General features: G+C 63.5%; 12 protein-coding genes. 5 read left to right on the top strand and 7 right to left on the bottom strand.

From position 1 onward, the window contains the following. The 4 genes from DQW77_RS04690 to DQW77_RS04675 all read left to right on the top strand — a co-directional run bounded on the left by DQW77_RS04690 (window position 1) and on the right by DQW77_RS04675 (window position 4,565). Window positions 1–1,305, top strand: coding sequence for a thymidine phosphorylase (locus tag DQW77_RS04690; RefSeq protein WP_113257037.1), 1,305 nt, complete (start codon window positions 1–3; stop codon window positions 1,303–1,305). Beyond that, window positions 1,305–2,498, top strand: a complete 1,194-nt coding sequence (locus DQW77_RS04685; protein WP_113257036.1) for a phosphopentomutase — start codon at window positions 1,305–1,307, stop codon at window positions 2,496–2,498. Before DQW77_RS04690 ends, DQW77_RS04685 begins: the two co-directional genes overlap by 1 nt. Before the next feature lie 118 nt (window positions 2,499–2,616). Beyond that, window positions 2,617–3,249, top strand: a complete 633-nt coding sequence (gene upp, locus DQW77_RS04680) for a uracil phosphoribosyltransferase (protein WP_113257199.1) — start codon at window positions 2,617–2,619, stop codon at window positions 3,247–3,249. A gap of 83 nt (window positions 3,250–3,332) precedes the next feature. Next, entirely contained in the window at window positions 3,333–4,565 is a 1,233-nt protein-coding gene (locus DQW77_RS04675) for an SPOR domain-containing protein (protein WP_113257035.1), read from the top strand. 181 nt (window positions 4,566–4,746) lie between these two features. Here DQW77_RS04675 and DQW77_RS04670 read toward each other — a convergent pair whose 3' ends face one another. Together DQW77_RS04670 and DQW77_RS04665 are read right to left on the bottom strand one after the other, a co-directional pair. After that, entirely contained in the window at window positions 4,747–5,772 is a 1,026-nt protein-coding gene (locus DQW77_RS04670) for a hypothetical protein (RefSeq protein WP_113257034.1), read from the bottom strand. Window positions 5,773–5,881: 109 nt separating this feature from the next. Then, window positions 5,882–7,510, bottom strand: coding sequence for an AMP-binding protein (locus DQW77_RS04665; RefSeq protein ID WP_113257033.1), 1,629 nt, complete (start codon window positions 7,508–7,510; stop codon window positions 5,882–5,884). A 171-nt stretch (window positions 7,511–7,681) separates the two neighbouring features. On the opposite strand from DQW77_RS04665, the gene DQW77_RS04660 reads away from it, so the two are divergent. Continuing rightward, entirely contained in the window at window positions 7,682–8,326 is a 645-nt protein-coding gene (locus DQW77_RS04660) for a sulfotransferase family 2 domain-containing protein (RefSeq protein ID WP_113257198.1), read from the top strand. Between the two features lie 67 nt (window positions 8,327–8,393). Here the strand turns inward: DQW77_RS04660 and DQW77_RS04655 are convergent, their stop codons facing one another. The 5 genes from DQW77_RS04655 to DQW77_RS04635 form a co-directional block, all read right to left on the bottom strand. Beyond that, on the bottom strand, window positions 8,394–10,592 hold the full coding sequence (locus tag DQW77_RS04655; RefSeq protein WP_113257032.1) for a 3-hydroxyacyl-CoA dehydrogenase NAD-binding domain-containing protein: 2,199 nt from the start codon (window positions 10,590–10,592) through the stop codon (window positions 8,394–8,396). 15 nt (window positions 10,593–10,607) lie between these two features. Next, window positions 10,608–11,819: an acetyl-CoA C-acetyltransferase gene (locus tag DQW77_RS04650; RefSeq protein WP_113257031.1), complete on the bottom strand. Its 1,212-nt coding sequence runs from the start codon at window positions 11,817–11,819 to the stop codon at window positions 10,608–10,610. Between the two features lie 14 nt (window positions 11,820–11,833). Then, window positions 11,834–12,469: a glutathione S-transferase family protein gene (locus tag DQW77_RS04645; protein WP_113257030.1), complete on the bottom strand. Its 636-nt coding sequence runs from the start codon at window positions 12,467–12,469 to the stop codon at window positions 11,834–11,836. Between the two features lie 268 nt (window positions 12,470–12,737). Continuing rightward, window positions 12,738–13,877, bottom strand: coding sequence for an acyl-CoA dehydrogenase family protein (locus DQW77_RS04640; protein ID WP_113257029.1), 1,140 nt, complete (start codon window positions 13,875–13,877; stop codon window positions 12,738–12,740). A 10-nt stretch (window positions 13,878–13,887) separates the two neighbouring features. After that, entirely contained in the window at window positions 13,888–14,100 is a 213-nt protein-coding gene (locus DQW77_RS04635) for a hypothetical protein (RefSeq protein ID WP_113257028.1), read from the bottom strand. Window positions 14,101–14,140 lie beyond the last annotated feature (40 nt).

The raw sequence follows: 14,140 nt of genomic DNA, 5'->3' as shown, positions 1-14,140 counted from the left end.
ATGGATGCAAGATCGATCATTTCCGCCCTGCGGGACGGGCGGCCCCCCTCGCGCGAGGAGCTGGCATGGTTCGCCCGCGGGTTGGCCGATGGCAGTGTCAGCGATTCCCAGGCCGGGGCCTTTGCAATGTGCGTGCTTCTCAAGGGGCTTTGCGACGAAGGCCGGGTCGGGCTGACACTTGCGATGCGTGACAGTGGCGCGCGTCTTGACTGGGATCTCGACGGTCCGGTCCTGGACAAGCATTCCACCGGCGGCATCGGCGATTGCGTGAGCCTTGTCCTGGCGCCGGCGCTGGCCGCGTGCGGGGCCTATGTGCCGATGATCTCGGGGCGCGGCCTTGGCCACACGGGCGGCACCCTGGACAAGCTGGAAGCAATTCCCGGGCTGCGCACGGATGTGGGCGAGGAAAAACTGAGGCGTCTTGTTGCGGAAAACGGCTGTGCGATCGTCGGGGCAAGCGCGCGTATCGCTCCTGCCGATCGTCGGCTCTATGCGGTGCGCGATGTCACCGGAACAGTCGAAAGCCTTGATCTGATCACCGCGTCAATCCTTTCCAAGAAGCTGGCAGCGGGTCTTTCCGGCCTGGTCCTTGATGTGAAGACGGGCAGTGGTGCCTTCATGAAGAGCGTCGAGGACGCCCGCCGTCTCGCAGCGGCCCTGACCGGGACGGCCAGGGGTGCCGGATGTCCGGCCGAAGCGCTTGTTTCGGACATGAACCAGCCACTTGCCCCGGCTGTCGGAAACGCCCTTGAGGTCGCGGCGGCGATGCGGGTGCTCACCGGCAGTGGCGGCGGCGCGTTGCGTGATCTGAGTGTCGAACTTGGCGCCATGGCGCTGTGCGGCGCCGGTTTGGCAGACGGACCGGAGAAGGGCAGGGCCGCGATCGGAGAGGTGATCGCGGACGGGACGGCGGCCGAGTGTTTCGGACGCATGGTCGCCGCTCTCGGTGGGCCAACGCGGTTTGTCCAGGACTGGGCCCGCTTTCTGCCCGAAGCCACCGTCATACGCGAGATGCCGGCGCCGCGGGACGGGTATGTTGCGGCAATTGACGGCACGGAAATGGGGTTGGCGGTGATCGGGCTTGGCGGCGGACGGCAGGTCGAGAGGGATCTCATCGACCCGTCGGTCGGCCTGAGCGATGTGCTGCCGCTCGGAACTCATGTCACGCGGGGTCAGCCGCTGCTGCGGATACACGCCGCGCGCGTCGGACAGGCCGATCGCGCAGAGGCGCAGTTAGGCGCGGCGATCCGCATCGACCAGACACCGCCCGAATTGCCGCCGCTGGTGCATGAAAGGATGCGTTGATGCCGCGGGCCTTCCTGGTCGTGATGGATTCCGTCGGGGTAGGCGGGGCCCCGGACGCGGCGGATTATTTCAACGGCAGATGGCCGGATACCGGCGCCAACACGCTGGCCCACATCGCCTTTGCCTGTGCCGGCGGGCGGGCGGAAACCGGGCGCAGCGGGCCACTGGATCTGCCCAACCTCGACGCGCTTGGCCTTGGGGCGGCCGTCGAACTGGCGTCGGGCGTTGCCGCGCCCGGTCTGGGGCGGGCGCCACACGGGATTTGGGGCGCGGCCACGGAAAGCTCCAGAGGAAAGGACACGCCATCGGGGCATTGGGAACTGGCCGGCCTTCCCGTGACATGGGACTGGCATGTCTTTCCCCAAAATGCTCCGGTCTTTCCGTCCGACGTGGTCGAGGACGTCTGCGCTGCGGCGGGCACGACAGGAATACTCGGCAATTGCCGGGCGTCCGGAACCGAGATCATCTCCAGGCTGGGTGCCGAACATCTGCGGACAGGCTGGCCGATCTGCTACACTTCCGCCGACAGTGTCTTCCAGGTCGCCGCACATGAAGAGGCTTTCGGCCTTGATCGGTTGCTGGACCTGTGCCGCGCGATCGCACCCCGTCTGCACGAGATGAAGGTTGGCCGGGTCATCGCGCGTCCCTTCACCGGAAGCGCACCCCGCGGTTTCGAAAGGACGGGCAACCGGCGCGATTTCGGCATGCCGCCACCCGGTCCAACGCTTCTTTCACGGGTGCAGCAGGCCGGTGGCGCAGTCCATGCCATCGGGAAGATCGGCGATATATTCTCGATGCAGGGGGCCACCGATTCACGGACCGGACCTGATTCGCAACTTCTGGAACACCTCGCCGCGGCAGTGGACGACGCGCAGGACCACAGCCTTACGTTTGCAAATTTCGTGGAGTTCGACAGCCATTACGGACACCGCAGGGACGTTGCCGGGTATGCTGCCGCCCTGGAGCGGTTCGATGCCGGCCTCGGGGCAATCCTGCCGCGTCTGCGGCCGCATGACATGATGCTGCTGACAGCTGATCACGGCAACGACCCCACATGGCCGGGCACGGACCACACGCGAGAAAGGGTGCCGGTTCTGATTGCCGGGTGCGGGGGCGGCAGCCTGGGTCAGATCGGATTCAGCGATGTCGCGCGCGAAATTGGCCGTCATCTGGGACTGGACGGCGCCGTCTGATCGGATCTGTTGCCGGATCGTGGGTCATACGCGGTTTGCCCGCACCGGAAACTGGCATAAGGATACCCGCAGACAATCCGCGCCGTTAAGCGACCGCGCCGAGAATACCGGAGGGGCCATGAAAGAACATCTGACGATCGTTCAGCATCCGCTTGTTCAGCACAAGCTCACGCTCATGCGTGAGAAGAGCACATCGACGGCAGTTTTCCGACAATTACTGCGGGAAATCAGTCAGTTGTTGGCATATGAGGTTACCTATGCCCTGCCAATGACGACCCAAAGGATCGAAACGCCGCTGCAGGAAATGGATGCCCCCGTACTGGCGGGGCGCAAGCTGGCGCTGATCTCGATTCTCAGGGCGGGCAACGGTCTGCTGGATGGCATGCTTGAGCTGATTCCCTCGGCGCGCGTCGGGTTCGTCGGCCTTTACAGGGACGAGGAAACGCTCAAGCCGGTGCAGTATTACTTCAAGGTGCCCGAACTTCTGGCAGAGCGGCTGGTGATCGTGGTCGATCCGATGCTGGCCACGGGCAACTCCTCGGCGGCGGCGGTCGATCTTCTCAAGAAGTCGGGCGCGCGTGACATTCGTTTCCTTTGCCTGCTGGCCGCCCCCGAAGGCGTGGCCCGGATGAAAGAGGCACATCCGGATGTGCCGATCGTTACCGCAGCGCTGGACGAAAGGCTGAACGATGTCGGCTACATCCTTCCCGGGCTCGGGGATGCGGGGGACCGGATGTTCGGGACCAAGTGACATCGCGGTCGGTGGATCGGCTAACCTATTTACTTGAAAACGGAATCGAGTCACTCTCTCGCCATATTCCTGTGGGGGAAAAGATGAGATTGAACAGAGTTATCGCGACTGCAGTGATCGCGGCATCCTGTGGTGTCGGAAGCGCTCAGGCCAAGTCACTTGCCGAAACCGACGCGCCGGCCGAGTTTCCGCCGTCATCATTCACCGGGCGCCAATACGTGGATAGCGAAGGCTGCGTCTTCGTGCGTGCCGGTATCGACGGCAACGTCACATGGGTGCCGCGCGTGTCCCGCAACCGCGAGGTCGTATGCGGGTTCCAGCCGACTTTCGCGAACGCCGGAACGGCCGCGCCGAAGCCTGCGGAAAAAACAGTGACGGCGGCTGTCCCGAAGACGCCCGAACGCAAGGCCAAGACGGTGCCGGTGAACGTGCAGCCGAAGCCCGTCAAGCCGGCCGCGACGCCGCCGAAGGTGGTCAAGAAAAGGCCCGCAAAGAAAATGGTCAAGCCGGCGCCGGCACCGGGCAAGGTGCGCAAGGTCGTCAGGCGTACGGGCAAGTGCCCGGGCGGCAGTGCCCTGTCGCGCCAATATCTGAACTCCGATCCGGGTCCATATGCGGTGCGCTGCGGCCCACAGAGCGCGCCCCATGTGACGACAGCCGATGGTCGACGCGGCGCAACCGGCGTTGGGGTTGGGCGCGGGCAATACGTGGCGCCCAAGCATGTCTATGAAAAGCAGGTGGCAAGCACCGACGGCATCACGATGCCCGAAGGATACAAACGCGTGTGGATGGGCGGGCGCCTGAACCCGCGCCGGACGCACCAGACCTTTGCCGGCAAGGACAGCATGGATCTCGTCTGGACCGAGACCGTGCCCCGCAAGCTGATCGTGCGGGAGACAGGGCGCGTGGTCACCCGCGATTACCCGGGGCTGGACTATCCCTATACCAGCTATGATGCGCAGCGCCGTGCCAACGCCACCATTTCGACCAAGGGCAAGACCCCTGCCAAGGCCCGTACCACTGCCAAGCCCAAGGTTAAATCCACGGTTTCCACCCGGTCCGCGCCTGCGGAGGTCGCGGAGAGGGCCAGCCATCGCTACATCCAGGCCGGTCTTTACGATGGCCGTGCCGAGGCGAAGCGTGCGGCTCAAAGGGTGGCAAGGGCGGGCCTGCCCGCGCGATTGGGCAAGCTGACGCGCGGCGGGAATTCGTACAGTCTTGTCCTGGCGGGGCCATTCCGGACGCAAGCCGAACTTACCGCGGCGATGGCCAGTGTCCGGGGCGCTGGATTCCACCGCCCGGTGCTTCGGAAATAATTTTGATGGGCGGCCTCTTAACGCGTGTTGCATTCAACCGGAAACGGCCCAGAGACGGGCACGCGTCCGCCCGGGTGGGTTCGGCACACACCCGCCTTGGGGCGGGCGGGCGCGTGCCCGTCCCGGGTGCGATAGGCGTGGGATTCCGTTCCGGCTCAACGCATTCTGGCCGCCCTTTCCTTCAATCCTCGCATATGGCCTGAAGCCGTAGCCAGTCCGCATCGCTCAGGACGGGTGCTGGTGCGGTCGCGGCGAACGGGTCCGCCTCGATCAGGGCGATGGTGCTTTCGCCGGATATGTCGCGGGCATAGGCATACGGGGTCGAACGAACCGACCATTCAGCGAACCCTCTGAGCAAGGCCGCGTCGGACAAAGGCGCCGGTGCCTGTTTGAGGATATGCTCCGCATGGGCCTGCAATGCCGCGGTGCTCAATTGACCTGTCGTCAGGAGCTTCAGGCTTGACCAGAGTCCACGTTCTGCGAGGAGCCTGTCAAGCGGATCCCGCATCCGGGTGCGCAACCGTTCGGCGATCACGTATCCGGCAACGATATCGGGCTCTTCGTGGTCCTCGACAAGGGCACGGTTGATCAGGATCGTCCCGCCGGGGAGGTGGACAGTATCCTCCACGCCGTCGCGCACCACGATCAGCCGGCCATCATGACCTGCGGCGGGCAGCCGCTCGGAAAGACGGCCCAATGCCCTTGGTCCACCCGAGGAGCGGCAGGGCGGGCCGGTCACGCTCTGGATGCGGGCAAAAAGGGCTTCCCCGATTTCGGAGCGCTTGACCTCGGGTACGACGGCAAGCGCGTGATCCCGCACCGCACCGGGAAGCCAGAATACAGCGAGAGCGATCAGCGCCATTGCCGCCAAAAGCAGCGATACAAGACGCAAGCGCCCGGGATGCGGACGTTTGCGGTCGATCGCGCTGCGGAGTTTTTCGATTGCCAAGATCATCTGTTCTTCGCTCTCGGCCAGCTCCAAGGTTTCGCCGGGATCTCCGTCCGGATGATAAATGGCCGGAGTCCGTCCCGGATTGGCGCGTTCGATCGCGGCAAGTGACCAGTGAGCAAGCGCGCGATCCTGCAAATCGGTGATCACGAGGGTCGCGTCACCCACCGATACGATCACGTCGCAGCGCTGCGCATCCCGGGATGCACGCCACAGGCCCGACGCTTCGAGCCTCTGGTATTCGCTGAGTGCTGTCATTCGGGTGTGGGCCTGCTCTGCCTCTTGATGGCAACGATAGCATGCCTGCACAAGCAACGGCAATCGCGTTGACGGACGGCATAGTACCGTGCCGATCCGCGGGCGCGCGTCACATCCCCTTTGCGATCTGGCGAAGTTCGAATTTCTGGATTTTTCCTGTCGATGTCTTCGGCAATTCCTGGAACACCACGTTCTTGGGTGTCTTGAACCCGGCAAGATGGCCGCGTGCATGGGCGATGAGTTCCTCGCCAGACACTTCTGAACCATCCTTGACCTCGACGAAGGCACAGGGCACCTCGCCCCATTTATCGTCCGGCTTTGCCACCACGGCGCACAAAAGCACGGCCGGGTGCATCATCAGAATCCCCTCGATTTCCACCGAGCTTATGTTCTCGCCGCCCGATATGATGATATCCTTTGCCCGGTCGGCGATCTGAAGGTAGCCGTCGGGATGCTGCACCGCGATGTCGCCGGAGTGAAAATATCCACCCTTGAAGGCCTTGGCCGTGGCATCCGGGTTTTTGAGGTAGCCCTTCATGACCGAATTGCCGCGGATCATGATCTCGCCCTGGGTGAGCCCGTCCATCGGTGTCTGGGACATGGACTCGGGGTCCATTGCGGTTATCTCTTCCATCATGGGCATTGCCACGCCGGTGCGGGCCTTGATCGCGTATCGTTCGTCATCGGATCGGTCGTCCCAACGGTCATGCCACAGACATTCCGTGACATGGCCATAAGTTTCGGTCAGCCCGTAGACCTGCGTGACCGCAAAGCCAAGCGGCTCGATCGCGCGCAGGGTCGCGGCCGGCGGCGGGGCGCCCGCGGTGAAGACGTTGACCACGTGGTCGAAATCACGCCGGTCTCTTTCAGGTGCGTTGACTATGGCGTTGAGAACGATCGGCGCGGCACCAAAATGGGTTGCGCCCTCGTCGGCGATGGCATCGTAAATGGCCGCGGCCGTGATATCGCGACAGCATATTATGGTTCCACCCAGAACCGGCATCATCCAGGAGTGGTTCCAGCCATTGCAGTGGAACAGCGGCACGATGGTCAGGTATCGCGGGTGGCGCGTAAGCTCCCAACTCACGACCGTGCCCATCGTCATCAGGTAAGCGCCCCGGTGATGGCATACCACGCCCTTGGGCCGACCCGTGGTTCCGGAGGTGTAGTTGAGCGAGATGCTTTCCCATTCGTCTTCGGGCATGATCCAGTTGAAGTCGGGATCGCCCGAAGCGAGCAGATCCTCGTATTCCGTGTAGTGCCCGTGGGCATGAACCCCGGCCTGATCGTCGGCCACTTCGATCACCGTGGGCGCCGGGCCTTCCATCTGCTCCAGCGCCTCGGCGGCGGTCGGCAGGAATTGCGGATCGACCAGAAGCACCTTCGCACCGCCGTGATCGAGGATATAGGCGATGGTCCCGGCCTCCAGCCGCGTGTTGATCGTGTTCAGGACCGCACCGCAAGCAGGCACGCCGAAATGGGCCTCGGCCTGTGCGGGGATGTTGGGCAGGATCGTCGCCACCACGTCCCCCGGCGCCACGCCCAGTTTCGCAAGGGCGGATGCAAGGCGCGTGCAGCGCTCGTGATATTCGGCGTATGTCTTGCGGAACGATTTGTAGACCACGGCCTCGTATTCGGGATAGATCTGCGCGGCACGACGCAGATGCGACAGCGGGGTAAGTGGAGCATAGTTGGCAGGGGTCCTGTCCAATCCCGTTTCATCTTTCATCCAGCCCATCGGATCCTCCCTGATTCTTGCCCTGACGGTGCAATTTCGCGTTCGGCAGACAATATTGAGTTTGTGAATCCGGTCAAACCCAATTGTCAGACATTTACCGTCTCGGTGACAGGGGGGCCGGCGCAGGGATTCGCCCTATGGCAGATGCGCGGGGTGACCTATGCTGACGCCATGATCATTTCGCCCGGCCGCCGTTACATCTTCGTGCATGTGCCAAAGACGGGCGGCACCTCCCTGGCGCTTGCGCTGGAGAGCCGCGCCATGGCCGATGACATCCTGATCGGGGATACGCCCAAGGCACGCCGGCGGCGCAGGCGGCTTGAAGGGCTATCCCCCGCGGGGCGGCTGTGGAAGCATTCCACCCTGTCGGACATCGACGGCGTGATCAGTCGCGAGACCATGGAACGCAGCTTTGTCTTCACTCTGGTGCGCAATCCCTGGGACCGGGTCGTGAGCTATTATCATTGGCTGCGAATGCAGTGTTTCGACCATCCCGCGGTCCATCTCGCGCGGGATCGCGAATTCAGTGCCTTCCTGAACACGCCGATGATCCGCCGTTCCCTGCGGGCCTGGCCCTATGAGCGCTACGTGACGGATGCACGGGGTGTGGACCGATGCAGCGTCTATATCCGGATCGAAGAATTTTCGCGGGATGCCCTTCCCCTGTGGGATCACCTTGGGTTTCGGCTTTGCCTGCCGCATGAAAACCGGTCGGAGCGTGCCGTGGATTATCGCCGCTACTACAGCGATGAGGACCGGGCCCTGGTCGGCGGGCTCATGTCACATGACATCGACCGTTTCGGTTACAGCTTCTGAAACTTGCGCCCGCGCCCCGGTTCAGGGCGCGGACATTGCAGGTGCGACGGCCCGCATGCCCGGCCGCTCAGGCGGCCTTGTCGTCCTCCGGCCGGAAACGCCCGTAGAAGCTCTGGTTCTTTTTCCCCATCTCGCGCAAAAGGTCCGGCGCCTCGAAGCGCGGGCCAAAGCGTTCCGCGAGTTGGTCGCACCGTTCGGTGGCATAGGGCGCCCCGATGATATCGAGCCAGCCGAACGGCCCCCCTGACCACGGCGCGAATCCCCATCCCAGGATCGCACCCACATCACCTTCGCGGATATCTTCAAGCACGCCGTCCTCGAACGCGCGGACGGCTTCGAGCACCTGTGCGAACATCAGGCGATGCTGCACCTCGGTGAGCTCGGGCTGTTCTTCAGCGCGCGGGTATCTTTCCCTGAGGCCCGGCCAGTATCCCTGCCTTTTCCCCTTTTCGTCGTAGTCGAAGAAACCGGCCTTGGCCTTGCGGCCCAGACGGCCCTCGCCCTCCATCCAGAATATCACCTCGTCCACGGCCTGGTCGGGGTAGTCGTCCCCCATGGCGGCCCTGGTGGCGCGGGCGATCTTGGCGCCCAGATCAATCGAGGTCTCGTCGACGAGTTGCAGCGGACCCACCGGAAAGCCCAATTGCCGCGCCGCGTTGTCGATCAGCGGCGGCGCCACACCCTCGGCCACCATGCGGATGCCCTCGTTGATGTAGGGGATGATGCAGCGGTTGGCGTAGAAGAACCGCGCGTCGTTGACCGCGATCGGCGTCTTGCGGATCTGGCGCACGTAATCCAGCGCCTTGGCTACTGCGCGGTCGCCGGTCTTTCGGCCCTTGATGATTTCCACCAGCATCATCTTCTCCACGGGCGAGAAGAAGTGGATGCCGATGAACTGCGCGGGATCGTCACTGGCCTTGGCCAGTTCCGTGATCGGCAGGGTCGAGGTGTTTGTGGCGAAGATCACGTCGCTGCCCGCCGCATCGAGCGCACGCCTGGTGACCCCGGCCTTCACTTCGGGATCCTCGAAAACCGCCTCGATGATCAGGTCACACCCCTCGAGTGCGGCATGATCGGTTGTCGCGGTGATCCGCTCAAGCGTGGCGGCCTTCTTCTCCTCGGTGGCCTTCCCGCGCTTTATGCCCTTGTCCATGTAATCGGCGGTGTAGGATTTGCCCTTGTCCGCGGCCTCCTGCTCCTGGTCGATCAACACGACCTCCATCCCAGCCTGAGCGGAGACGAGCGCGATGCCCGCCCCCATCATGCCGGCGCCCAGCACGCCGACCTTCGCGACCTTCTGGTCCGGCACGTCGGGGCGGTTGGCGCCCTTTTCCAGCGCCTCCTTGTTGACAAAGAGTGACCGGATCATGGCACTCGAAGAGGGGTCCATCAGCACGTGGGTGAACCACCGGGCCTCGATCTTCAGGGCGGTGTCGAACGGCACCAGGGCACCTTCGTAAACGGCGCTGAGTAGAGCCTTGGCTGCGGGAAACGCGCCCTGCGTGCGCCCGTTGACCATGGCCGAGGCGCCGACGAATGTCATGAAACCCTCGGGGTGGTAGGGGGCGCCGCCGGGCATCTTGTAGCCCTTCTCGTCCCAGGGCTTGACGATCCGCGGGTCGGACAACACCCATTCGCGCGCCTTCTCGAGCAGCTCATCGGCGGGCACGACCTCGTCCACGATTCCCGCGGATTTCGCCTTCTTCGGATCGTTGAGCTTGCCTTCCAACAGGAGTGGCGAGGCTCCCATCGCGCCCAGTTTGCGCGTAAGCCGTGTGGTGCCGCCCGCGCCGGGAAAGATGCCGACCATGATCTCGGGCAGGCCGATCTTTGCCTTTGGATTGTCGGCCGCGAAAATGCGGTGACAGGCGAGCGGGATTTCCAGCCCGATGCCGAGCGCGGTGCCGGGCAGGGCGGCGGCGATGGGTTTGCCGCCCTTGTTTTTGTCGTCCATGCCCGCACGCTCGATCTTGCGCAGGATCGAGTGCATGTTCATCAGCCCCTCGAAGAGTCCCTTGGCCGGGGCGTCGCCCGCCATCTCCTTCATCCGGGCGATGATGTTGAGGTCCATGCCCCCGGCAAAGCTGTCCTGCTTGCCCGAGGTCAGGACGATGCCCTTGACATCGTCGTCGGCCAGGGCCTCATCCACCAGCGCCTCCAGGTCGTCGAAACCCTGCTGGTTCATCACGTTCATGGACTTGCCCTGCGTGTCCCAGGTGATGATCGCGACGCCGTCGGCGTGCTTTTCCATCGTGAAATCGGTCATGTGTTTCGTCTCCCCTTACACGCGTTCGATGATCGTGGCCGCGCCCATGCCCGAGGCGACGCAGAGCGTGGCCAGCCCGGTGCCCTGGCCGGTGCGCTCCAGTTCATCCAGAAGCGTGCCGATGATGATCGCGCCGGTGGCGCCCAGCGGATGGCCCATGGCGATGGCCCCGCCATTGACGTTGACCTTCGAATGATCGACATCGAAAGCCTGCATGAAGCGCAGCACGACCGAGGAAAATGCCTCGTTCACTTCGAAAAGGTCGATATCCGATATTGCCATGCCGCTGTCGGCCAGCGCCTTTTCGGTGGCGGGCACGGGCCCGGTGAGCATGATGGTGGGATCGGTGCCGATCTTGGTGGTCTGGCGGATTCGCGCGCGGGGTGTCAGGCCCCATTTCTCGCCGAACGCCTTGCTGCCCACCAGCACGCCCGCCGCACCGTCCACGATACCGCTGGAATTGCCGGCATGGTGGATGTGATTGATCGACTCCAGATGCGGGTATTTCAGCTTGGCCACCGCATCGAAGCCCGGCATGACCTCGCCTATCTGCTGAAAGCTGGGGTCGAGACCCCCCAGCGACTGCATGTCCGTGCCGGGGCGCATGTGCTCGTCGCGGTCGAGGATCGCAAGGCCGTTCTGATCTCTCACCGGGGCGATCGATTTTCCAAATCGCCCATCCTGCCATGCCGCTGCCGCACGTTTCTGGCTCTCCACGGCGAAGGAATCCGCATCGTCCCGCGAAAATCCGAATTCGGTGGCGATGATATCGGCCGAAATGCCCTGCGGTACGAAATACGACTCCATCGCGACACTTGGATCGACGGCGATCGCGGCGCCGTCGCTTCCCATGGCCACACGGCCCATCATCTCGACCCCGCCGGCGATATACCCCTCGCCCGCGCCGGCCTGAACCTGGTTGGCCGCAAGGTTGACCGCCTCCATGCCGGAGGCGCAGAAACGGTTGATCGACAGTCCGGGAACTCGCTCGTCCAGACCCGAGGCGAGGACAGCGGTTCGTGCGAGGCACCCGCCCTGCTCCTTGACCTGCGTCGCGTTGCCCCAGATCACATCCTCGACGGCGTGCCCCTCGAGGCTGTTGCGCTCCTTCAAGGTGTCGAGGATATGCGAGGACAGGCGAACCGACGTTACCTCGTGCAGGGCCCCATCCTTGCGGCCCTTGCCACGCGGACTGCGCACTGCGTCGTAAATGTAGGCATGGTTCATCTTCGTCTCCTTTTTCAGGCCCGGTCCGCTGGCGATCCGGGCATCAGGTCGTAGGGATGTTTCCATCCCGGAAGGCTCTGGATGTTTCCAAGCCACCGATCAATACCGGGCCATTCAGCCCGCTCGAAACCGAATGGCTCCGGGTAGAACAGATATCCGCAACAGGACAGGTCGGCATTGGTGACGTCGTCACCGACGATCCAGTCTCGTTTCTGCAGATGCGCGTCGAGTACCCGGTAGGCGGCCTTGAGACGGGCCTTGGTGAATGTGATGACCTCGGCAGGCCGCTTGTCCCGGGGCAGGAAATTCATCAGGAAGCGGACCATGCCCGCTTGTGAGCTCAGTTTGTGGTTGTCCCAGAACATCCAGCGCATCACCTCGCGGGCGGCCCCGGGCGTGGCGCCGCCGAACCGGCCGGTCCGCTCCGCGACATGCATCAGGATCACACCGGATTGGGCAAGCGTTACGTCGCCATCGACCAGTACCGGCACCTCTCCCATCGGATTGACCCTGCGGAAATCATCCGTGCGGGTTTCGCCGCCGAAGAAATCGACGAAGACCGGTTCCCAGTCGAGACCAGACAGCTCCAGCGCCAGCGCCGCCTTGTAGGCGTTGCCGCTTTCCCCGAAGCAGTGGAGTGTAATGGTCATTGCTGGGCTCCTCTGGGCAGGGTCGGACTCGAGTATTTGGGGAAAGATGAAGCCGGTCTTGATTCACGCGCCGTTAACGTTAATGCGCTTGAATCGGCGGCGCGGTACAGGCTGGAGAGCCGATGACCGTGAAAGGTGAAGCCCTGCTCCGGCGCCTGATGCCAGTCGGCCCGCGCGCCGGACAGGGTGGACCTGCCGGTTTCATCTTTCCCCAAATACTCCCGCCGGAGGCATCCGGACGGTGGACCTTTCGCCGGTGCCGGCCGCATCAAAGCGCCCTCGCGATCAGTTCCTTCATGATTTCGTTGGTCCCGCCATAAATGCGCTGGACGCGGGCATCCGCCCACATCCCCGCGATATCGTATTCGGCCATGTAGCCATAACCGCCGTGCAGTTGTAGGCAATCGTCAAGAACCTCGCCCTGCGCCTCGGTGAGCCAGTACTTCGCCATCGCGGCCTTTTCGACGCTCAACTCGCCGCGCATATGTTCGGCGATGCATTCGTCCATGAAGGCCCGGCAAACGGCGGTCTTGGTTCGGCATTCGGCCAGTTTGAACCGGGTGTTCTGGAACTGTGTGAGCGGCCCGCCAAACGCTTCGCGTTCCTTGCAGTGAACGATCGTGCGGTCAACAGCGCCCTCCATGGCCCCCTGGGCGCCGCAGGCGATGATCAGCCGCTCCTGTGGAAGTTGCTCCATCATCTGGTAAAAACCGCGCCCCTCCTGCTGTCCGAGGATGTTTTCCGGCGGCACCTCGACATTGTCGAAGAAGAGCTCGGATGTGTCCCCTGCATGCAGCCCGATCTTTTCCAGATTGCGTCCGCGGCTGAACCCGTCCGCGGCCGCAGTCTCGACCACGGCCAGCGAGACGCCCTTGGCTCCCTTTTCGGGGTCCGTCTTGACTGCAACGATGATGAGGTCGGCATGTTGACCATTGGTGATGAAGGTCTTCTGCCCCGACACGCGATATGCATTTCCGTGGCGGATGGCACGCGTGCCGATCCCCTGCAGATCCGATCCTGCGGCGGGTTCCGTCATCGCGAGCGCGCCGACCATGTCCCCCGATACCATCCGGGGCAGCCATTTCAGTTTCTGTTCCTCGGAGCCGTAGGCGAGGATGTAATGCGCGACGATGCCGGAATGAATCGGATTGCCCCAGCTTGCGAGATTGGCGCGGCTCTGTTCCATGCAGATCACCGCTTCATGCCCGAAATCGCCGCCTGCGCCGCCGTATTCCTCGGGTATCGAGGGGCAGAGCAGACCAAGCTTGCCGGCCTGTTGCCATATCTCGCGGTCCATTTCACCCTGCTTTCGCCAGCGTTCGAAATGTGGCGTCCATTCGTCGGTGATGAAGCGCGCCGCGAGATCCGTCAGCATGCGGTGTTCGTCATTCATCCATGTCGATGTCATACCCTGCTCCCTAACGTTTGCGCGCGTCGAGTTCGGAGTTGAAGATGCGCAGCCTGTGCGCGAACGTGTCGGCGTCGATGACGCTGTCGAAATTCTCGAAGACGAAGGAAAGCATCTCGCCTTCATCGAGTCCCGCCTCCTGTGCGACGCGACGCAGGCGCCGGTATCCGTCTTCGGTCATCGCCGCATTGAAGCGGCGGGTCAGCCGGAAGCGTTTCGGCATCTTGTTCCTCCTGCGAATTTGTCAGGCTGCGGCAGCGCGG

The sequence above is a fragment of the Roseovarius sp. TE539 genome (assembly GCF_003298505.1).
Lineage (GTDB): Bacteria > Pseudomonadota > Alphaproteobacteria > Rhodobacterales > Rhodobacteraceae > Roseovarius.
Note: the sequence above shows the minus strand (reverse complement) of the source record. Positions and strands in the feature narration are given on the sequence as shown.

Coding starts and splice junctions, on each gene's coding strand:
- DQW77_RS04690 (WP_113257037.1), top strand. CDS start 1: ATGGATGCAAGATCGATCATTTCCGCCCTGCGGGACGGGCGGCCCCCC.
- DQW77_RS04685 (WP_113257036.1), top strand. CDS start 1,305: ATGCCGCGGGCCTTCCTGGTCGTGATGGATTCCGTCGGGGTAGGCGGG.
- upp (WP_113257199.1), top strand. CDS start 2,617: ATGAAAGAACATCTGACGATCGTTCAGCATCCGCTTGTTCAGCACAAG.
- DQW77_RS04675 (WP_113257035.1), top strand. CDS start 3,333: ATGAGATTGAACAGAGTTATCGCGACTGCAGTGATCGCGGCATCCTGT.
- DQW77_RS04670 (WP_113257034.1), bottom strand. CDS start 5,772: ATGACAGCACTCAGCGAATACCAGAGGCTCGAAGCGTCGGGCCTGTGG.
- DQW77_RS04665 (WP_113257033.1), bottom strand. CDS start 7,510: ATGGGCTGGATGAAAGATGAAACGGGATTGGACAGGACCCCTGCCAAC.
- DQW77_RS04660 (WP_113257198.1), top strand. CDS start 7,682: ATGATCATTTCGCCCGGCCGCCGTTACATCTTCGTGCATGTGCCAAAG.
- DQW77_RS04655 (WP_113257032.1), bottom strand. CDS start 10,592: ATGACCGATTTCACGATGGAAAAGCACGCCGACGGCGTCGCGATCATC.
- DQW77_RS04650 (WP_113257031.1), bottom strand. CDS start 11,819: ATGAACCATGCCTACATTTACGACGCAGTGCGCAGTCCGCGTGGCAAG.
- DQW77_RS04645 (WP_113257030.1), bottom strand. CDS start 12,469: ATGACCATTACACTCCACTGCTTCGGGGAAAGCGGCAACGCCTACAAG.
- DQW77_RS04640 (WP_113257029.1), bottom strand. CDS start 13,877: ATGACATCGACATGGATGAATGACGAACACCGCATGCTGACGGATCTC.
- DQW77_RS04635 (WP_113257028.1), bottom strand. CDS start 14,100: ATGCCGAAACGCTTCCGGCTGACCCGCCGCTTCAATGCGGCGATGACC.